Source organism: Pseudomonas sp. HMWF021 (assembly GCF_003061005.1).
Taxonomy (GTDB): domain Bacteria; phylum Pseudomonadota; class Gammaproteobacteria; order Pseudomonadales; family Pseudomonadaceae; genus Aquipseudomonas.
The window spans coordinates 16293-36148 of record NZ_QAIK01000122.1 but is presented as its reverse complement, the minus strand read 5'-3'; the positions used below and the strand labels follow the sequence as shown (position 1 = coordinate 36148).

16 protein-coding genes are annotated in these 19856 nt (G+C 60.1%); 1 reads left to right on the top strand and 15 read right to left on the bottom strand.

What is annotated here, in order from left to right; genetic code table 11:
- Window positions 1-108: 108 nt before the first annotated feature.
- A complete protein-coding gene (locus DBR18_RS16885; protein ID WP_256588757.1) occupies window positions 109-1467 on the bottom strand; it encodes an acyltransferase in 1359 nt (452 codons plus the stop codon).
- 36 nt (window positions 1468-1503) lie between these two features.
- Window positions 1504-2829: an OprD family porin gene (locus DBR18_RS16880; protein ID WP_108591158.1), complete on the bottom strand. Its 1326-nt coding sequence runs from the start codon at window positions 2827-2829 to the stop codon at window positions 1504-1506.
- Window positions 2830-3980: 1151 nt separating this feature from the next.
- On the opposite strand from DBR18_RS16880, the gene DBR18_RS16860 reads away from it, so the two are divergent.
- Window positions 3981-4445: a GNAT family N-acetyltransferase gene (locus DBR18_RS16860; RefSeq protein WP_108591154.1), complete on the top strand. Its 465-nt coding sequence runs from the start codon at window positions 3981-3983 to the stop codon at window positions 4443-4445.
- 140 nt (window positions 4446-4585) lie between these two features.
- On the opposite strand, the gene nuoN is transcribed toward DBR18_RS16860, so the two are convergent.
- The 13 genes from nuoN to DBR18_RS16795 all read right to left on the bottom strand — a co-directional run bounded on the left by nuoN (window position 4586) and on the right by DBR18_RS16795 (window position 19520).
- Window positions 4586-6049, bottom strand: a complete 1464-nt coding sequence (gene nuoN, locus DBR18_RS16855; protein ID WP_007920173.1) for an NADH-quinone oxidoreductase subunit NuoN — start codon at window positions 6047-6049, stop codon at window positions 4586-4588.
- A gap of 7 nt (window positions 6050-6056) precedes the next feature.
- Window positions 6057-7589, bottom strand: a complete 1533-nt coding sequence (gene nuoM / locus DBR18_RS16850; RefSeq protein ID WP_007964863.1) for an NADH-quinone oxidoreductase subunit M — start codon at window positions 7587-7589, stop codon at window positions 6057-6059.
- Window positions 7590-7628: 39 nt separating this feature from the next.
- Window positions 7629-9482, bottom strand: a complete 1854-nt coding sequence (nuoL, locus tag DBR18_RS16845) for an NADH-quinone oxidoreductase subunit L (RefSeq protein ID WP_007964862.1) — start codon at window positions 9480-9482, stop codon at window positions 7629-7631.
- Window positions 9479-9787, bottom strand: coding sequence for an NADH-quinone oxidoreductase subunit NuoK (gene nuoK / locus DBR18_RS16840; RefSeq protein WP_003180046.1), 309 nt, complete (start codon window positions 9785-9787; stop codon window positions 9479-9481). The genes nuoL and nuoK overlap by 4 nt, the downstream gene beginning before the upstream one ends.
- Window positions 9788-9790: 3 nt before the next feature.
- Window positions 9791-10291 carry an NADH-quinone oxidoreductase subunit J gene (gene nuoJ, locus DBR18_RS16835; RefSeq protein WP_003223793.1) on the bottom strand — a complete coding sequence of 167 codons (501 nt, stop codon included), beginning with the start codon at window positions 10289-10291 and terminating at the stop codon, window positions 9791-9793.
- A 9-nt stretch (window positions 10292-10300) separates the two neighbouring features.
- On the bottom strand, window positions 10301-10849 hold the full coding sequence (nuoI, locus tag DBR18_RS16830; RefSeq protein ID WP_003223795.1) for an NADH-quinone oxidoreductase subunit NuoI: 549 nt from the start codon (window positions 10847-10849) through the stop codon (window positions 10301-10303).
- Window positions 10850-10860: 11 nt separating this feature from the next.
- Window positions 10861-11868, bottom strand: a complete 1008-nt coding sequence (nuoH, locus tag DBR18_RS16825; protein WP_007964859.1) for an NADH-quinone oxidoreductase subunit NuoH — start codon at window positions 11866-11868, stop codon at window positions 10861-10863.
- Window positions 11865-14579 carry an NADH-quinone oxidoreductase subunit NuoG gene (gene nuoG / locus DBR18_RS16820; protein ID WP_108591153.1) on the bottom strand — a complete coding sequence of 905 codons (2715 nt, stop codon included), beginning with the start codon at window positions 14577-14579 and terminating at the stop codon, window positions 11865-11867. The genes nuoH and nuoG overlap by 4 nt, the downstream gene beginning before the upstream one ends.
- A 136-nt stretch (window positions 14580-14715) precedes the next feature.
- Complete coding sequence (nuoF, locus tag DBR18_RS16815; RefSeq protein ID WP_041073222.1) at window positions 14716-16071, bottom strand: NADH-quinone oxidoreductase subunit NuoF; 1356 nt, start codon at window positions 16069-16071, stop codon at window positions 14716-14718.
- Window positions 16068-16565: an NADH-quinone oxidoreductase subunit NuoE gene (nuoE, locus tag DBR18_RS16810; RefSeq protein WP_003223804.1), complete on the bottom strand. Its 498-nt coding sequence runs from the start codon at window positions 16563-16565 to the stop codon at window positions 16068-16070. The genes nuoF and nuoE overlap by 4 nt, the downstream gene beginning before the upstream one ends.
- Window positions 16566-16567: 2 nt before the next feature.
- Entirely contained in the window at window positions 16568-18352 is a 1785-nt protein-coding gene (gene nuoC / locus DBR18_RS16805; RefSeq protein ID WP_007964852.1) for an NADH-quinone oxidoreductase subunit C/D, read from the bottom strand.
- Window positions 18353-18421: 69 nt separating this feature from the next.
- On the bottom strand, window positions 18422-19096 hold the full coding sequence (locus tag DBR18_RS16800; protein ID WP_003223809.1) for an NADH-quinone oxidoreductase subunit B family protein: 675 nt from the start codon (window positions 19094-19096) through the stop codon (window positions 18422-18424).
- A 10-nt stretch (window positions 19097-19106) separates the two neighbouring features.
- The gene (locus DBR18_RS16795) at window positions 19107-19520 is read right to left on the bottom strand and encodes an NADH-quinone oxidoreductase subunit A (RefSeq protein ID WP_003223812.1); all 414 of its coding nucleotides are present in this window, start codon (window positions 19518-19520) and stop codon (window positions 19107-19109) included.
- Window positions 19521-19856: the final 336 nt, after the last annotated feature.

Below are 19856 nucleotides of genomic sequence, written 5' to 3'. Positions count from 1 at the left end.
AGCCGGCACTGAAATGAAAGGGGAAGTCAGCTGGGTAAGGGCGGGAATGGGGCCGAAGCACTGAGCGTCTCTGGCCCCAAGACGTGAGCCAGAGAAGCTCGACAGATTCTATTTGACGTGCAACTGCTCTGCTTCCACGACGGCAGGTGCAGCAGGCATTTCATTGCTCAGCTTGCGTCGGGCTATTTCTGCTCCGCGCTGACGCAGGGGCGTTTCGATGAAACGATAGTTCAGCTCGCTCAGCACCAGCAGCAGGCCAACGGATGTCACCAGCAACTCAAGCGTAAAACGACCATCCAGCGGTACGCCTTGACTGACTGCGACGCGCGTCCAGATTTCAGTGCTCAGGTGATTGGTGAAAACATGGATCACGTAGAGTCCATAGGACCTTGATCCAAGCCATTTCATGAACCCTTGCAAAAATGTCGGGCAGTAGATGTAGCCTTTTTGATAGCTCGCCAGCCAGACAATCAACACCGCGACGATCGCGACCATGCCGACGGCAATTGGCATGGCGATCAGTTGAATGGCCACTGCGCCCAGCATGTACAGCAGAAACAGCGTACAGAGCAGGGGTTTGAGCGGTCCCTGACCCAGGCCGAGGGGTTCGATCTGCCGATAGAGCCGCGAGCGGGTAAACAGGCACAGGAGAATCCCCCAGAGCATCGCATCCAGACGGAAGGAGCTGAGCATCCCGCTTGGATAGGCGCCGAACGGATTTCGATCCAGGCCGAACTGCAAGGCAATGAGCGCAAACAAAGCGATCACACGCCAGCGCGGAACCGTGATGAACAGCAGAAAAAACGGAAAGAGGAAGTAGAACTGCTCTTCAAGCGCCAAACTCCAGTATTGCGGGCTGGGGCCGAGCAGGCTGTTGTACTGATTCGCCAGATTGCCGCTGAATGTCGCGACTGCGGTGAAACTGCGCAGATTGTCGTACCACGAAGCGAAGGCATTGGACTGGTTGAAGACAACGGAGAAGAACAGCGGAATCAGGATCCAGAGCCATGCGGTCGGCAACAACCGGTAAGCACGGCGTAGCCAGAAACACGCCGCCGCCAGGCCAAACTGGCCTTGTGCGCGATGCTTGTCGAAATAATCCAGATACGCCTTGCTGACCACGAACCCGGAGATGCAGAAGAACAGATCGACCCCGGTCCAGGGCATGAAAATCGAGAAAATCCGCAGGAGGGTATCGACGTGAAACGGCAGCAGCATGTTGACGTGGCTCAAGAGGGTCATGGCCACAGCAGCCCCTCGCAGATACTCGATTTCCAGATTTTTACGGCTACTCATCAGTCCCTCGTTATTCTTATGGATCAACGCCCGCGACGATGGCAGGTGGGTCGCCGTTTGGTCAAGAAGACGATAGCAATCTGATGGTCCAACCGGCGGGAGCGGGCTTGCCGCAGGCAAAAAAAGCGTCCCGAAGGACGCAAAAAATTCACCTCTGACCAAAAGGAGCAAGGAGCTTCCAAAGGTGAATGGCACTGCTCGTGAAATTCAGAGAATCGCCAGCGGGTACTCGACGATCACCCGCACTTCATCCAGGTCCGACTCGAATGCAGTGGCGCGGGTGGTGGCCTGGCGCAAACGCAGCGACAGGTCTTTCAACGAACCGCTCTGCACCACGTATTTGACTTCGATGTCACGCTCCCAGCGTTTCTGCCCGGTCAGCGGATTGCCCTCGGCATCGCGGCGCATGTAAACAGCGTTGGCGTTGGAGTAATCGGCGTCGGTGCCGCGCGCGTAACGGGTCATGAACGACAATCCCGGCACACCGTAGGTGCTCATGTCGAGGTCGTAGCGCACCATCCACGAACGTTCTTTAGGCGAGTTGAAGTCGCTGTACTGGATCGAGTTGTCGAGGAAAATCGAGTCGGACTGGCGCAGATAATCGAAGTCGTCGTTGCCGTTGTTGCGCTGGTGGGAGAGGGCAACCGAGTGGGCACCGAGTTTCACCCCGACGCGGCCGCTCCAGATATTGTTGTCGAACTCACCGAGCAGTTTCTTGCCCTCATCGACCGCCTTGTAATAGTTGAGGCCGCCGAACAGTGACAGCTCGTCCGACAGGGGATAGGTCCATGCGGTGCCCGCGTAATACTGGTTCCAGGCATCCTTGAGGCGACTGGAGTACAGGCTGACACTGAGGTGCTTGTTCAGCACATAGTCGCCGCCGCCGTAAGCGATCCACGGCGAATTGACTGGACCGGCGTAGAACGTGGCGAAATTTTCGCGCATGTCGCTGGACACCGGTTGGCTCATCGCATGCAACCGGCCGCCCTGAATCGACAGACCCTCGATGCTGCTGTTGCTCGCCGTTACGCCTCGAAAGCTTTCTGGCAGCAGTCGCGAGTCACCGGCGGCCACCACCGGGTTGGCCGGGAACACATCACCGACCTTGACCACCGTGTCGAACGCCCGCACTTTCGCGGCGCCACCGATCTTGGTGTATTCGTCCTGTGCCTGGCCGTCGCTGTTGACCGGCAGCACATCGAACGAACTGCGCCCGCCGTTGCGCCCGTCACCGGTGTCGAGTTTCAAGCCGAGCATGGCAAACGCATCGACACCGACCCCGACGGTGCCTTGGGTGAAACCGGACTCGAATTTGCTGATCAGCGCATGCGCCCAGGCTTCGGAATAGCCGTTGCCGGTGGGGCTGGACTGGCCGTAACGATGATCACGATTGAAGTAGACGTTGCGGTTGAGCAGCGTCAGGCTGCTGCCTTCGACAAAGCCCTCGGGCTTGTCTTTTGCAAACACCATGGACGGCCCTGAGCCGACCACCACCGCTAAAGCGGCTATCGATATTTTTGTAGGATTAACCATCAAACACTCCTTGGGTTCGGCAGAACGGGAACGGGCGTCGGCGTGGTTTTATTGTTCGACGGGGCAGGGCCCGCCGGCATTGGTCGCCGGGTCACATCGTTGCAAGCTGCGGATAACGCCAAGGTGATGGGGCAATTACAATTTCGTCATGTGTATGTATGGATTGTGTGAGCGCCACAAAAACTTGTGGGAGCGAGACTGCTCGCGAAAGCGGTGGGTCAGTCGATGAAGATATTGAAGGTGCCGACGCCTTCGCGGGCAAGCCACGCTCCCACAGTAATCGAGGGTGGGCATAGGGGCTGTGAACGACACGTAACCTGTGGGAGCGAGCTTGCTCGCGAAAGCGGTGGGTCAGTCGATGAAGATATTGAAGGTGCCCACGCCTTCGCGGGCAAGCCACGCTCCCACAGTAATCGAGGGTGGGCATAGGGGCTGTGAACGACACGTAACCTGTGGGAGCGAGCTTGCTCGCGAAAGCGGTGGGTCAGGCAATGAAGATATTGAAGGTGCCGACGCCTTCGCGGGCAGGCCACGCTCCCACAGTAATCGGGGGGTTGCCAATGGGCTGTGAACGACACGTAACCTGTGGGAGTGAGCCTGCTCGCGAAAGCGAAAGGTCAGGCAATGAAGATATTGAATGTGCCAACGCCTTCGCGGGCAAGCCACGCTCCCACAGTAATCGGGGGGTTGCCAAAGGGCTGTGAACGACACGTAACCTGTGGGAGCGAGCTTGCTCGCGAAAGCGGTGGGTCAGTCGATGAAGATATTGAAGGTGCCGACGCCTTCGCGGGCAAGCCACGCTCCCACAGTAATCGGGGGGGTGCCAAAGGGCTGTGAACGGCACGTAACCTGTGGGAGTGAGCTTGCTCGCGAAAGCGATGGGTCAGGCAATGAGGATATTGAAGGTGCCGACGCTTTCGCGGGCAGGCCACGCTCCCACAGTAATCGGGGTTGCCATAAGGGCTGTGAACAAACACGTAACCTGTGGGAGCGAGCTTGCTCGCGAAAGCGGTGGGTCAGTCGATGAAGATATCGCCTGACCTGACGCTTTCGCGGGCAGGCCACGCTCCCACAATGATCCACATTTGTGCGGAAATGGCTGTTACCTTCGCAGGTTCATTCCCGTCCGCACATGGCTCATGGAGAGAGAAATGTTCGACATCAGAAGAGCTACCCCGAACGATGCCCGGATAGCGTTCGACATTCGGCGACTGGCCATCCGGCACCAATGCATCGGTGCCTACAGCAAGCGACAGATGCTCGAGTGGACCAAGGGTTGCGCTGAGGACGGTTACGACACGCTGATGCAAAAGCATTTCTATCTGGGCTGCATTGAGGATGAACCCGTGGCAACCGGCATGCTCGATCTGGAGCACCGGGAGATCGGCGCGATCTTCATTCGCCCGGATTTCATGCAGCATGGGCTGGGCAAGCGTGTTCTGTTCTTTCTCGAAGATTTGGCGCGGGATCTCGGGCTGACCGAGGTGTGCCTGGACGCGACGCTGAATGCCGCCGACTTTTATCGGCGCTGTGGTTACGTCGGGGAGGAGAGTGCGGTTTATCAATCACCTTCGGGTCTGCAACTGGCCTGCGTGCCGATGGTGAAGAGGTTGTAAAGATCAAAGATCGCAGCCTTCGGCAGCTCCTACTCCATTCCCCTGTAGGAGCTGCCGCAGGCTGCGATCTTTTGACGTTGAACCCGCAAAAACAAAAACGGCACCCGAAGGTGCCGTTTCCGTTTCCAGCCAGCCGAATATCAGCCCGCCAGACCCGCTTGCTGAACCAGAGTCAACAATGGCTGCGGGTACACACCCAGGAAGAACGCGACCAGGGCGATGGCCAGCAGCATCACGCCGCCTGCCTTCTGTTCCCAGTGCAGCTGGGCGTCGTGGCGACGCAGGTTCGGTTCGATCAGGTATAGAGTGACCATCACGCGCAGGTAGTAGAACACGCCGATGGCGCTGCCCAGTACCAGCGAGCCGACCAGCCACCATTGGTGCGACTCGACACCGGTGGCGATGATGTAGAACTTGCCGATGAAGCCGGCAGTCAGCGGGATACCGGCCAGGGACAGCATCATCACGGTCAGTACGGCGGTCAGGTATGGACGGCGCCAGAACAGGCCGCGGTACTCGTACAGCGCATCGGCGTCGCGACCGTTGTACGGCGAGGACATCAGGGTGATCACGCCGAACGCGCCGAGGCTGGTGATCACATAAGTCACCAGGTACACGCCGATGGCTTCCACCGCCAGACCCTTGCTCGCCACCAAAGCGATCAGCAGATAGCCGAAGTGCGCGATGGACGAGTAACCGAGCAGACGCTTGAGGTTGCTCTGGGTCAGGGCCAGCAGGTTACCGAACAGGATCGAGGCGATGGCGATCACGGTCAGTACGTCGCTCAGCACGCCACTACTGGCAGCAGGGGAGATCTGGAACAGACGCACCATCACCGCAAACACGGCAACCTTCGATGCAGTGGCGAGGAACGCGGCGACCGGTGCCGGAGCACCTTCGTACACGTCCGGCGTCCACAGGTGAAACGGTACCAGCGACAGTTTGAACGCCAGACCGATCAGCATCATGCCCAGGCCCAGTTGCGCCAGCGAGCTCGGCAGGCCGGTCGCGGCCAGGGCCTGACCGATACCGACGAAGCTCAGCGAACCCGAGTCGGCGTACAGCAGCGCCATACCGAACAACAGGAACGCGGAACCGGCGGCCGACAGCACCATGTACTTGATGCCGGCTTCCAGCGAACGCTTGTTGAAGAAGGCGTAAGCCACCAGACCGTAGACCGGCACCGATAGCAGTTCCAGACCGATGAACAAACCGGCCAGGTGCTGCGCGCTGACCAGAACCAGACCACCGGCGGCGGCCATCAGGATCAGCAGGTACAGTTCTTCACGGTTGCCCGGGTAACCCGAACCGCCATCGCCGAGGTAGGCGTGGGCGAGGGTCACACAGGCGAGGGTGGCGACCAGGATCAGCGCCATGTACAGGCAGGCGAAGGTGTCGATCTGCAGCAATGGGGTCACGGCCAGAGGCGCGACTTTCAGGGCTGGCAGGATCGACAGCAAGGCCAGGTTCAGACCGGCGACCGAGATCAGGAAGGTCTGCGAGTGGTTGCGGCGCCAGGCGATTGCCAGCATCACCACGATAATGGTGAGGCTGGTGATCAACAGTGGCGCAAGCGCAATAAAGTGTTGAATCGTGAATTCCATAGCGCTCTTACCGGGCCGAAGCGAGTTGAGTGAAGGCGGTGCCGAGCCACTGCTGCACGCCATGCATCGTGGCGGCGGAAGTGTCGAGGAACGGTTGCGGGTAGACGCCGAGGTAAACCAGCAGCACCGCAAGGCCCAGCACCATGATCAGTTCGCGACCGTCCATGCCGTGCAGGATCGAATCCGATTTTGACGGACCGAAGTAGGCACGGTGGATCATGATCAGCGAGTAGACCGAACCGAACACCAGACCGGAGGTGGCAATCGCGGTGATCCATGGCGCGCTGGCGAACGTACCGATCAGGATCAGGAACTCGCCGACGAAGTTACCGGTACCCGGCAGACCCAGAGAGGCGGCTGCAAAGAACAGGCTGATCGCCGGCAGGTAAGCGATACGCGACCACAGACCGCCCATCTCACGCATGTCCCGAGTGTGCAGACGCTCGTACAGCTGACCGCTGAGGATAAACAGTGCCGCGGCCGACAGACCGTGCGCCAGCATCTGGATCACGGCACCCTGCAGCGCCAGTTGGCTGCCGGAGTAGATGCCGATCAGTACGAAGCCCATGTGGGAAACGGACGAGAAGGCGATCAGACGCTTGATGTCGGTTTGTGCGAACGCCAGGAACGCACCGTAGAAGATCCCGATCAGACCGAGGGTCATGGCGATCGGCGCAAACTCGGCCGAAGCATTCGGGAACAGCGGCAGGGCGAAACGCAGCAGGCCGTAGGCGGCGGTTTTCAGCAGGATACCGGCGAGGTCGACGGAACCGGCAGTCGGCGCCTGGGCGTGGGCATCAGGCAGCCACGAGTGAAACGGTACAACTGGCAGCTTGACCGCGAAGGCGATGAAGAAGCCGAGCATCAGAATGTACTCGGTGGTCATCGACATCTTGGTCTTCAACAGATCGGCGTAGTTGAAGGTGATCACGCCGGTGTTGTTGAAGTTGACCAGCACCAGACCGAGGATCGCCACCAGCATGATCAGGCCGGAAGCCTGAGTGAAGATGAAGAACTTGGTCGCCGCGTAGATCCGGGTTTTCTTGCCGTCCGAAGAACTGTGACCCCAGAGCGCGATGAGGAAGTACATCGGCACCAGCATCATTTCCCAGAAGAAGAAGAACATGAACAGGTCGAGGGCGAGGAACACGCCGACAACGCCGCCCAGGATCCACATCAGGTTCAGGTGGAAGAAGCCAACGTGACGCTGGATCTCTTTCCACGAGCAGAGTACCGAGAGGATACCCAGCAGACCGGTCAGCAGGATCATCAACAGCGACAGGCCATCGAGGGCCAGGTGCACGTTGATGCCGAAGCGCTGGATCCAGACGTGCTTGAACTCAAGCGCCCAGGTCGGATCGGCGCCAGGCGCCGGAGCAAATGAATAGTCACCGTGGGCCCACAGCCAGAGGCCGAGGGCGAGTTCCAGGGTCATGGTCAACAGCGCAATCCAGCGGGGGAGGGTAGCGCCGAAGCGCTCACCCATCCAGCACAGCAGGCCGCCGATGAAGGGGATCAGGATTAGCCAAGGCAGAATCATGACGGGCTCGTTTCCTTTCGCAAATTCGCAAGGTTCATATCAGACCGCTACCAGCACGATGGCGCCGATTACCAGCACGGCACCAGCAGCCATCGAGGCGGCATACCAACGCAGTTGACCGGTCTCGGTGCGGCTCAGGGCGGTGTGACCACCCTTGGCCATACGCGGGATCAGACCGATGGTCTGGTCGAGCGGGTCTCTGCGCAGTACATGGCTGATCGCAAGGTACGGCTTGACGAACAGTTTGTCGTAGATCCAGTCGAAGCCCCAGGCAGCGAACCACCAGGCCGAAAGGAAACGGCCGATGCCGCTGTTGGCGATTGCCGTCACGAAGCGACGCTTGCCGAGGAACAGCAGGGCCGCCAGCAGGATACCGGCCAGAGCGATGGCACCCGAGGCAATTTCCAGACTGTGCTTGGCTTCGCCACCGGCATGACCAACGCTCTCAGGCAGTACGCCGTGCAGCGGTGGCACGATCATGGCGCCGACGAAAGTCGACAGCACGATCAGCACCGACAGTGGCAGCCAGTGAGAGATGCCGTGGCCGGCGTGGGCTTCGGTCTTGGCTTCACCGTGGAACGTGATGAAGATCAGGCGGAAGGTGTACAGCGAGGTCATGAACGCGCCGACCAGACCTGCGTAGAGCAGACCGTGGTTGCCGCTGGCGAACGCTTCCCAAAGGATTTCGTCCTTGGAGTAGAAACCGGCGGTGACCAGTGGCAGGGCGGCCAGAGCGGCACCACCGACGATGAAGCTGGCGTAGGCCAGTGGCAGTTTTTTCCACAGACCGCCCATCTTGAAGATGTTCTGCTCGTGGTGGCAGGCAACGATCACCGCACCGGAAGCAAGGAACAGCAGGGCCTTGAAGAAGGCGTGGGTCATCAGGTGGAAAATCGCGCCATCCCAGGCACCGACGCCCAGCGCCAGGAACATGTAGCCGATCTGGCTCATGGTCGAGTAGGCGAGGATACGTTTGATGTCGGTTTGTACCAGTGCGGCGAAGCCTGCGAGAACCAGCGTCACACCGCCAACGATGCCGACCAGGTGCAGGATTTCCGGCGCCAGGGTGAACAGACCGTGGGTACGGGCGATCAGGTAGACACCGGCGGTCACCATGGTCGCGGCGTGGATCAGTGCCGACACCGGGGTCGGACCAGCCATCGCGTCCGCAAGCCAGGTTTGCAGTGGCAGTTGCGCCGATTTACCGACCGCACCACCCAGCAGCATCAGGGTCGCCAGGGTGATCCAGAAGTCGCCGACCTGGAATTTCTGCGGTGCCAGCACCAGCAGTTCCTGGATGTTCAGCGTGCCCACTTGCTGGAACAGGATGAACAGGCCGATGGCCATGAACACGTCGCCGATCCGGGTCACGATGAAAGCCTTGAGTGCGGCGTTACCGTTGTTGCGGTTGCTGTAGTAGAAACCGATCAACAGGTACGAGCACAGGCCCACGCCTTCCCAGCCGAAGTACAGGAACAACAGGTTATCGCCGAGGACCAGGAACAGCATGCTGGCGATAAACAGGTTGGTGTACGAGAAGAAGCGCGAGTAACCCGCTTCGCCGCGCATGTACCAGGACGCGAACAGGTGGATCAGGAAACCCACGCCTACCACCACGCCGAGCATGGTGATCGACAGGCCGTCGATGTAGAGGGCGAAGTCAGGCTTGAAGCCTTCGACCGCCATCCACTTCCACAGCACCAGGGTGTAGTGACCGCCTTCGGGAGGCGCGACGTTGAATTGCCAGATGACGTAGGCGGCGACAATCGCCGACAGGCCAATGGAACCCACGCCGATCAGCGCCGAGAGGTTTTCGGACCAGCGTCCACGGGAGAACGACAGCAGCAGGAAACCGATCAGAGGGAATACGAAAGTCAGAAAGATAAGATTCATCCGCGCATCTCACTGGCAGCGTCGATATCGAGCGTGTGGAAGCGGCGATACAGTTGCAGCAGGATCGCCAGGCCAATACTGGCCTCGGCGGCTGCCAGGCTGATCACCAGGATGAACATGATCTGTCCATCCGGTTGCGCCCAGCGGGCGCCCGCAACGATGAAGGCCAGGGCAGAGGCGTTCATCATCACTTCCAGACTCATCAACACGAACAAAATGTTGCGGCGGACCATCAGGCCGACCAGACCAAGGCAGAACAGGATGCCGGCAACGGCCAGTCCATGCTCGAGAGGGATAGCAGGCATGTCTTACTCCTTCGCCTCGTTACGGCCCAAATGGAACGCCGTGACGGCTGCGGCGAGCAGCAACATCGAGGCGAGTTCGACCACCAGCAGATACGGGCCGAACAGGCTGACGCCCACGGCTTTTGCATCGACGGTGGTGTGGCCGATGGCCTGACCGCTCTGGTGAGCGAACAGCACATACAGCAGTTCGGCCAGCAGCAAAGCGGCGAGAATCACCGGCCCTGCCCAGATGCCGGGCTTGAGCCAGGTGCGTTCCTGCTGAACCGAGGCCGGGCCCAGGTTCAGCATCATCACCACGAACACGAACAGCACCATGATGGCGCCGGCGTAGGCGATCACTTCCAGCACGCCGGCGAACGGTGCGCCGAGTGCGAAGAAGGTCATGGCCACGGCGATCAACGAGATGATCAGGTAGAGCAGGGCGTGCACAGGGTTGGTGTTGGTGACCACACGAAGCGTGGACACCACCGCGATACCCGATGCGAAATAGAAAGCGAATTCCATCGTTCTTCCTTAAGGCAGCAAGCTCTTCACGTTGATCGGTTCGGCTTCGTTCTGTGCGGAGCCTTTCGGCTTGCCAGCGATTGCCATACCTGCAACACGATAGAAGTTGTAATCAGGGTTTTTGCCGGGGCCGGAGATCAAAAGATCTTCTTTCTCGTACACCAGGTCCTGACGTTTGAACTCGGCCATCTCGAAATCCGGGGTCAGCTGGATCGCGGTGGTCGGACAGGCTTCCTCGCAGAGACCGCAGAAAATGCAGCGCGAGAAGTTGATACGGAAGAAGTCCGGGTACCAGCGACCGTCTTCGGTTTCAGCTTTCTGCAGCGAGATGCAACCTACCGGGCACGCCACGGCGCACAGGTTGCAGGCTACGCAACGTTCTTCGCCATCGGGGTCACGGGTCAGGACGATGCGACCACGGTAGCGTGGTGGCAGGTAGACCGGCTCTTCCGGGTATTGCAGGGTGTCGCGCTTGCGAAAGCCATGGCCGAAGACCATGACCAGGCTGCGCAACTGGGTACCGGTACCCTTAACGATGTCGCCAATATATTTGAACATGGGTCAAATCCTCACTGAACCGCAACCGCAGGTGTGTTCCACAACACAACCGCAGCGGTTATCAGCAAATTGATCAGGGTCAGTGGCAGGCAGAATTTCCAGCTGAAATCCATCACCTGGTCATAACGCGGGCGCGGGATGGAAGCGCGCAGCAGGATGAACAGCATGATGAAGAACGCGGTCTTCAGTGCGAACCAGACGAAGGACAGTTGCGGCAGGATGCCGAACGGACCGTGCCAGCCACCGAAGAACAGGGTGACCAGCAGCGCCGAGATCAGGATGATGCCGATGTATTCACCGACGAAGAACATGCCCCATTTCATACCGGCGTATTCAATGTGGTAACCGTCGGCCAGTTCCTGTTCCGCTTCCGGCTGGTCGAACGGGTGACGGTGAGTCACGGCCACACCAGCGATGAAGAAGGTACAGAAGCCGAAGAACTGCGGAATGATGAACCACAGGTTCTGCGCCTGGTACTCGACGATGTCGCGCATGTTGAACGAGCCGACCTGCACCACGATGCCCATCAGGGCCAGGCCCATGAACACTTCGTAGGACACGGTCTGCGCCGAGGCACGCAAGCTGCCGAGCAGGGCGAACTTGTTGTTGCTCGACCAGCCGGCGAACAGCACCGCGTAGACCGAAAGACCGGCCATGGCGAAGAAGAACAGCAGGCCGATGTTCAGATCCGCCACGCCCCAGGTCGGGGTGATCGGGATGATCGCGAACGCGATCAGCAGGGCGGACATCGCCACCACCGGTGCCAGGGTGAAGATCACCTTGTCGGCAAACGGCGGGGTCCAGTCTTCCTTGAAGAACATCTTCAACATGTCGGCGGCGATCTGGAACATGCCGAACGGGCCAACGCGGTTCGGACCGTAACGGTCCTGCCACCAGCCCAGCAGGCGACGTTCGACAAAGCTGAGCAACGCGCCTGCGACCACAACGGCCAGCAGGATCACGATGGCTTTGATGACCGTCAGGATCACATCGATCACTTCAGGGGTGAACCAGGTCATTGCGCTGCCTCCTGCAGACCGTCGACGGACACGCCGGCGAATGCCGGTGGAATGCCGGCGATGCCCGCAGGCAAGGCCACCAGACCAGCGCCCAGTTCTTCATTGATGCGCAGCGGCAGACGCAGGGTCTGGCCGGCGACGTTCAGGCTCAGCAGGGCACCGTCGTTGACGCCCAGGCGATCCGCTTCGGATTTGGCCAGCGCCACGTACGGAGCCGGGATGCGTTCCTGCACCGGCGCGGCTTTCGACGAGTTTTCGTCGCTGCCGAACAGGTGATAGAACGGCACGGCCTGCCAGGTGCCCGGCGCCGGGTTGAATGCGCGCGGAGCGGCTGCGAACCAGTTCAGCGAATCACCGGTGCTTTCGATCAGGCGGGTGCCCGGGTCGCCAGCGCGCAGGTGACCACCGACTTCGTCCTGGAACTTGTTCCAGGCTTGCGGCGAGTTCCAGCCCGGCGACCAGGCGAATGGCACTTGCTGACGCGGTTCGGTCGAGCCCGAGTAACCTTCCATGGAGAAGGCGAACGCGGTGTCTTTGTCCTGCGGGGTGCGCGGTTCGTGGACGCTGATGTCGGCGCGCATCGCGGTGCGACCGGAGTAACGCAGCGGCTCACGTGCCAGTTTCAGACCCTTGATGCGGAACGCGGCAGATGGAGCGGCATCGACGATGCGCGCCAGTTGCCCGGTGCTCGACGCCACGGCAGCGGTGACGTGGTCGAGTTGCGTCCAGTCGATCGGCTGGTTCAGCAGGGTCGAGCGCAGGGCGTGCAGCCAGCGCCAGCCTTCGTGAACCAGGATGCTCGCATCCATGTATTGCGGATCGAAAACCTGGAAGAAACGCTGGGCGCGGCCTTCCTGGCTGACCAGCGTACCGTCGCCTTCAGCGAAGCTCGCCGCCGGCAGCACCAGCTGCGCGCGATCGGTGGTGGCGGTCTTCTGGTGGTCGGCAACGATCACTACTTTCGCAGCGTTCAGCGCGGCATCGACCTTGGCTTTCGAGGTGCGGGTGTACAGATCGTTTTCCAGCACGACGATGGCGTCGGCCTTGCCGTCGATCACCGCTTGCAGCGCCGCGTCGACCGATTCGCCACCGAGCATGGCCAGGCCCAGGCTGTTGGCTTCCGGCACGATCAGGCTGATCGAACCGTTCTTCTCGCGCAGCTTCAGGGCTTTGGCGATGTTCGCCGCCGCTTCGATCAAGGCTTTGGAACCCAGCGAAGTACCGGCGATGATCAGCGGACGCTTGGCCGCGAGCAGGGCGTCGGCGATTCGCTTGGCCAGTTCCTGGGCTTCCGCGTCCAGACCTTCAACGGCCGGGGCGCTGGCGTCCAGGGCGTGAGCCACGGCGAAACCGATGCGCGCCAGATCGTCCGGAGCTGCGTGAACGCATTCTTCAGCGATGTCGTCGAGTTTGGTTTCGGCCAGGCTGGCGATGAACAGCGGATTCAGTTCGTGCTGACCGATGTTCTTCACCGCAGCATCGAGCCAAGGCTGTACGCGCATGGCTTCGGCCATGTCTTCGGCCTTGCCTTTGACCGACTGACGCAGGGCCAGGGCCATGCGGGCGGCGGTCTGGGTCAGGTCTTCACCGAGGACGAACACGGCGTCGTGGTCTTCGATGTCGCGCATGTTCGGCACGGGCAGCGGGCTGTCTTTGAGCACTTGCAGGACCAGACGGATGCGTTCCAGCTCAGAAGCTTCGATACCGGAGTAGAAGTGCTCGGCGCCCACCAGTTCCCGCAACGCGTAGTTGCTTTCGAGGCTGGCGCGTGGCGAACCGATACCGACGATGTTGCGACCGCGCAACAGATCAGCGGCTTTATCCAGCGCAGCGTCGACGCTCAGTTTGGTGCCGTCGGCCAGCAGCGGCTGACGTGGACGATCGGTGCGGTTGACGTAGCCATAACCGAAACGGCCACGGTCGCACAGGAAGTACTGGTTCACCGAACCGTTGAAACGGTTTTCGATGCGACGCAGTTCGCCGTAACGCTCGCCCGGGGAGATGTTGCAACCGCTGGAGCAGCCATGGCAGATGCTCGGCGAGAATTGCATGTCCCATTTGCGGTTGTAGCGCTCGGAGTGAGTCTTGTCGGTGAACACACCGGTCGGGCAGACCTCGGTGAGGTTGCCGGAGAACTCGCTTTCGAGGGTGCCGTCTTCAACGCGACCGAAGTAAACGTTGTCGTGGGCGCCGAACACACCGAGGTCGGTGCCGCCGGCGTAGTCCTTGTAGAAACGCACGCAGCGATAGCAGGCGATGCAGCGGTTCATTTCGTGGGAAATGAACGGGCCCAGTTGCTGGTTCTGGTGGGTGCGTTTGGTGAAGCGATAACGGCGCTCGTTGTGGCCGGTCATCACCGTCATGTCTTGCAGGTGGCAGTGACCGCCTTCTTCGCACACAGGGCAGTCGTGCGGGTGGTTGGTCATCAGCCATTCGACAACACTGGCGCGGAACGCCTTGGATTCTTCATCGTCGATGGAGATCCAGGTGTTGTCGGTGGCAGGGGTCATGCAGGACATGACGATGCGACCACGGGTGTCGTTCTCGTCGGTGTACTGCTTGACCGCGCACTGGCGGCAGGCCCCGACGCTACCAAGCGCGGGGTGCCAGCAGAAATAAGGGATGTCGAGGCCCAGCGACAGACATGCCTGTAACAGGTTGTCTGCCCCGTCGACTTCGAGCGCTTTGCCGTCTACGTGGATAGTGGCCATGGTTCAAAGGTCTTCGTTGGCCCGGTGTCAGCGGGCGTGGCTAATGGAATCTTGTTATCCGTCCGAATCCAGTCAGCCCCGAAAGGCGTCATCGGACGAAAGGCGAAGGGCACGGACCCTTCGCCTTTTTAAGCGTTTACGCGCCGATTACGATCGGCCTTGCCAGAGGCGGGACGGCGGCGCTTGCAGGCGCGATACCGGCTTCGAACTCTGGACGGAAGTATTTGATGGCACTGCCCAACGGCTCCACGGCACCCGGTGCGTGAGCACAGAAGGTCTTGCCTGGGCCAAGGAAACCGACCAGACCCAGCAGGGTCTCGATGTCGCCTGGCTGACCGCGGCCTTCTTCGATGGCCATCAGAAGCTTGACGCTCCATGGCAGGCCATCACGGCACGGGGTGCAGAAGCCGCAGGATTCGCGGGCGAAGAACTGCTCCATGTTGCGCAGCAGGGAGACCATGTTGACGCTGTCGTCCACCGCCATCGCCAGGCCGGTACCCATCCGGGTGCCCACTTTGGCGATGCCGCCGGCGTACATCTGTGCGTCGAGGTGTTCCGGCAACAGGAAACCGGTACCGGCACCACCTGGCTGCCAGGCCTTGAGCTTGTAACCGTCGCGCATGCCGCCAGCGTAGTCTTCGAACAGCTCGCGACCGGTGACGCCGAATGGCAGCTCCCACAGGCCCGGATTCTTGACCTTGCCGGAGAAGCCCATGAGCTTGGTGCCCATGTCTTCGCTGCCTTCGCGGGCCAACGATTTGTACCAGTCCACGCCGTCGGCAATGATCGCCGGCACGTTGCACAGGGTTTCGACGTTGTTCACGCAGGTCGGCTTGCCCCACACGCCGACGGCGGCAGGGAAGGGTGGCTTGGAGCGCGGGTTGGCGCGGCGGCCTTCGAGGGAGTTGATCAGTGCGGTTTCTTCACCGCAGATGTAACGCCCGGCGCCGGTGTGCACGAACAGCTCGAAATCGAAGCCGCTGCCCAGAATGTTCTTGCCCAGCAGGCCTGCAGCCTTGGCTTCTTCCACGGCACGGTTCAGGTGCTTGGCGGCGGTGGTGTACTCGCCACGCAGGAAGATGTAGCCACGGTAGGTTTTCAGCGCGCGAGCACTGATCAGCATGCCTTCGATCAGCAAATGGGGCAGTTGCTCCATCAGCATGCGGTCTTTCCAGGTGTTCGGCTCCATTTCATCCGCGTTGCACAGCAGGTAGCGGATGTTGATGGATTCGTCCTTGGGCATCAGGCCCCACTTCACGCCAGTGGGGAAGCCTGCACCGCCGCGACCTTTGAGGCCGGCGTCTTTCACGGTCTGGACGATATCGTCCTGAGCCATGTCGGCGAAGGCCTTGCGCGCAGCGGCGTAACCGTTCTTGGCCTGGTATTCGTCGAGCCACACGGCTTCGCCGTCGTCACGCAGACGCCAGGTCAGCGGGTGAGTCTCGGCCGAACGCTTGATGCGGTTGGCAGGACCGAAAGATGTCAGGGTCATACGTAGCCCTCGAGCAGTTTGGCCACGCCGGCAGGCTGCACGTCGCCAAAGGTGTCGTCGTCGATCATCAGCGCCGGTGCCTTGTCGCAGTTGCCGAGGCAGCAGACAGGCAGCAGGGTGAAACGACCGTCGGCGGTGGTCTGACCCAGGCCGATGCCCAGATTGTTCTGGATTTCGCTGACCACCGACTCGTGGCCGCCGATGTAGCAGACCATGCTGTCGCAGACGCGAATGATGTGACGGCCAACCGGCTGACGGAAGATCTGGCTGTAGAACGTCGCCACGCCTTCAACGTCGCTGGCCGGGATGCCGAGGATTTCGCCGATCGCGTACAGGGCGCCATCCGGCACCCAGCCGCGTTCTTTCTGAACGATCTTCAGGGCTTCGATCGACGCCGCGCGCGGGTCTTCGTAGTGATGCAACTCGTGCTCGATGGCCGAGCGCTCGGTTTCACTCAAGGTGAAACGGTCTGTCTGGATAAGCGTGCTGTTCATGCTTAGCGGTCCACGTCGGCCATAACGAAGTCGATACTACCCAGGTACGCAATCAAGTCCGCGACCATGCTGCCTTTGATCACCGAAGGGATCTGTTGCAGGTGCGGGAAGCTCGGAGTGCGGATCCGGGTACGGTAGCTCATGGTGCCGCCGTCGCTCGTCAGGTAATAACTGTTGATGCCCTTGGTCGCTTCGATCATCTGGAAGGATTCGTTGGCCGGCATGACCGGGCCCCACGAAACCTGCAGGAAGTGCGTGATCAGGGTTTCGATGTGCTGCAGCGTGCGCTCTTTCGGCGGCGGCGTGGTCAGCGGGTGATCCGCCTTGTACGGGCCTTCCGGCATGTTGCGCAGGCACTGGTCGATGATCTTGATGCTCTGGCGCATCTCTTCGACGCGAACCATGCAGCGATCGTAGGCATCGCCATTGGCGGCCAGCGGCACTTCGAATTCGAAGTTCTCGTAGCCGGAGTACGGACGCGCCTTACGCAGGTCGAAGTCGCAACCGGTCGAACGCAGGCCGGCACCGGTGACGCCCCATTCCAGGGCCTCTTTGGTGTTGTACTGCGCGACACCGATGGTCCGGCCCTTGAGGATGCTGTTCTGCAGGGCAGCCTTGGTGTATTCGTCGAGGCGCTTTGGCAGCCATTCAACGAAGTCTTTCACCAGTTTGTCCCAGCCGCGCGGCAGGTCGTGGGCGACGCCACCGATGCGGTACCAGGCCGGGTGCAGACGGAATCCGGTGATGGCTTCGATCACCGTGTACGCCTTCTGGCGGTCGGTGAAGGTGAAGAACACCGGAGTCATGGCGCCGACGTCCTGGATGTAGGTACCCAGGAACAGCAGGTGGCTGGTGATCCGGAAGAACTCGGCCATCATGATGCGGATGACGTCGACTTTCTCCGGGACCTTGATACCGGCCAGCTTCTCGACCGAGAGCACGTACGGCAGGTTGTTCATCACGCCGCCGAGGTAGTCGATACGGTCGGTGTACGGGATGAAGCTGTGCCAGGACTGACGCTCGGCCATTTTCTCGGCACCACGGTGGTGGTAACCGATGTCCGGTACGCAGTCGACGATCTCTTCACCGTCCAGCTGCAGAATGATGCGGAACGCACCGTGGGCCGAAGGGTGGTTCGGACCCAGGTTGAGGAACATGTAGTCCTCGTTGGCTCCGGAACGCTTCATGCCCCAGTCTTCAGGACGGAAGCGCGCGGCTTCTTCCTCAAGCTGCTGCTTGGCGAGGTTGAGGCTGAACGGATCGAATTCGGTGGCGCGCGCCGGGAAGTCCTTGCGCAGCGGGTGACCTTCCCAGGTCGGCGGCATCATGATGCGCGACAGGTGCGGGTGGCCTTTGAAGTCGATGCCGTACATGTCCCAGACTTCACGCTCGTACCAGTTGGCGTTCGGCCAGATGCTGGTGACGGTCGGCAAGCTCAGGTCGCTTTCGGACAAGGCGACTTTGATCATCACGTCACTATTACGCTCAAGCGACATGAGGTGATAGAACACGGTGAAGTCGGCGCCCGATGGCAGCCCTTGACGCTTGGTGCGCAGACGCTCGTCCACGCCGTGCAGGTCATAGAGCATGACGTACGGCTTGGGCAGGTTGCGCAGGAAGGTCAGGACTTCGACGAGTCTGGCGCGCGCCACCCACAGCACCGGCATGCCGGTGCGGGTCGACTGAGCGGTGAACGCTTCGGCGCCAAAACGGTTGTTCAATTCGACGACCACATCCTGGTCGTCTGCCTTATAAGGCGGGATGTACAGAGCGCTGCCTGTAGTCATGGTTATTTTTTCGCTTTCGGTCAACGTAAAGAATGAAGCCAGCTTCTCGTTTCTTTGAAACAGACTGGATCAGACTTCGTCAGGGCTGCGCAGGTTGGTGACTGCGATTCGCTGTTCGCGGCGCTGTTCCTTCTGCGATGGCATGTCGGCGCGATAGACGCCTTGGTCGCCAACGACCCAGGAAAGCGGACGACGCTCCTGTCCGATCGATTCCTGCAACAGCATCAAGCCTTGCAGGAATGCTTCCGGACGAGGCGGGCAGCCAGGTACGTAGACGTCCACGGGCAGGAACTTGTCCACCCCTTGAACCACGGAGTAGATGTCGTACATGCCACCGGAGTTGGCGCACGAGCCCATGGAGATAACCCACTTCGGCTCGAGCATCTGCTCGTAGAGACGCTGAATGATCGGCGCCATCTTGATGAAGCAGGTACCGGCGATAACCATGAAGTCGGCCTGACGCGGTGATGCCCGGATTACTTCGGCGCCAAAGCGCGCGATGTCGTGGGGCGCCGTGAAGGCGGTGGTCATTTCCACGTAGCAGCACGAAAGGCCGAAGTTGTACGGCCACAGGGAGTTTTTACGCCCCCAGTTGACCGCGCCACTCAGCACGTCTTCGAGCTTGCCCATGAAAATGTTTTTGTGGACCTGATCCTCTAACGGATCGGAAACGGTTTCCCGTTCGCCGATCGGATACTGCTCGTTAGGAGCATCGGGGTCGATTCTGGTGAGATTGTATTGCATTGCCAAAGCCTCATTGTTTCAGCTTCGCCTGCCGCTTGCGACGAGCTTCCGGAGCCCAGTCAAGGGCGCCCACTCGGAACAGGTAGACAAGACCTGCCAACAGAATTGCTATGAAAACGAGAGCTTCGACGAATCCGGTCCAGCCGCTTTCGCGGACGGACACAGACCATGCAAAGAGAAAGAGGGCTTCGATATCGAAGATCACGAACAGCATCGCGACCAGATAGAATTTGGCTGAGAGCCGCAAGCGGGCGCCACCGGTAGGTAGCATGCCGGACTCGAACGGTTCGTTTTTGCTGCGGCCCCAGGCTTTTGACCCGAGGAGGCTGGAGACGCCAAGCATGAAGGCACACAGGCCGACGACACCCAGAAGGAAAATGGCAAAGCCCCAGTTGTGGGCCATGAGTCCTGTCGCTTCGGGCATGCTGGTAATCCTTAACAGAGAGCAAAGGTCTCTGAGCTTGATAAAGAAATAGGCAGTGACGATATGTCGCAGCAATCAATCGCGCTGATTTTATGGCTAAACACCCGGCAAGTAAAATTCCTATAGCGAAATTATTTATTGGAATAAGGACATAGCGCACCTCCATTGCCCTGCAGGCCATGCGTTGCGGGCATTAGCCGGGATTCTGCCAATTATGTTTTGTAGGAAATGTAACGAACATAGTTGCCGCTAAATGATAATTAATATCGTTTGGAGTGGTTTTGTAACTGTTTAACGGGGCGCTAGTTGGGAAGTTGTCTTATATGCCCGTTACTG

Coding starts and splice junctions, on each gene's coding strand:
- nuoL (WP_007964862.1), bottom strand. CDS start 9,482: ATGAATCTTATCTTTCTGACTTTCGTATTCCCTCTGATCGGTTTCCTG.
- DBR18_RS16880 (WP_108591158.1), bottom strand. CDS start 2,829: ATGGTTAATCCTACAAAAATATCGATAGCCGCTTTAGCGGTGGTGGTC.
- nuoH (WP_007964859.1), bottom strand. CDS start 11,868: ATGACCTGGTTCACCCCTGAAGTGATCGATGTGATCCTGACGGTCATC.
- nuoC (WP_007964852.1), bottom strand. CDS start 18,352: ATGACTACAGGCAGCGCTCTGTACATCCCGCCTTATAAGGCAGACGAC.
- DBR18_RS16860 (WP_108591154.1), top strand. CDS start 3,981: ATGTTCGACATCAGAAGAGCTACCCCGAACGATGCCCGGATAGCGTTC.
- DBR18_RS16795 (WP_003223812.1), bottom strand. CDS start 19,520: ATGCCCGAAGCGACAGGACTCATGGCCCACAACTGGGGCTTTGCCATT.
- nuoI (WP_003223795.1), bottom strand. CDS start 10,849: ATGTTCAAATATATTGGCGACATCGTTAAGGGTACCGGTACCCAGTTG.
- nuoG (WP_108591153.1), bottom strand. CDS start 14,579: ATGGCCACTATCCACGTAGACGGCAAAGCGCTCGAAGTCGACGGGGCA.
- nuoJ (WP_003223793.1), bottom strand. CDS start 10,291: ATGGAATTCGCTTTCTATTTCGCATCGGGTATCGCGGTGGTGTCCACG.
- nuoN (WP_007920173.1), bottom strand. CDS start 6,049: ATGGAATTCACGATTCAACACTTTATTGCGCTTGCGCCACTGTTGATC.
- DBR18_RS16800 (WP_003223809.1), bottom strand. CDS start 19,096: ATGCAATACAATCTCACCAGAATCGACCCCGATGCTCCTAACGAGCAG.
- nuoF (WP_041073222.1), bottom strand. CDS start 16,071: ATGACCCTGACATCTTTCGGTCCTGCCAACCGCATCAAGCGTTCGGCC.
- nuoK (WP_003180046.1), bottom strand. CDS start 9,787: ATGCCTGCTATCCCTCTCGAGCATGGACTGGCCGTTGCCGGCATCCTG.
- nuoM (WP_007964863.1), bottom strand. CDS start 7,589: ATGATTCTGCCTTGGCTAATCCTGATCCCCTTCATCGGCGGCCTGCTG.
- nuoE (WP_003223804.1), bottom strand. CDS start 16,565: ATGAACAGCACGCTTATCCAGACAGACCGTTTCACCTTGAGTGAAACC.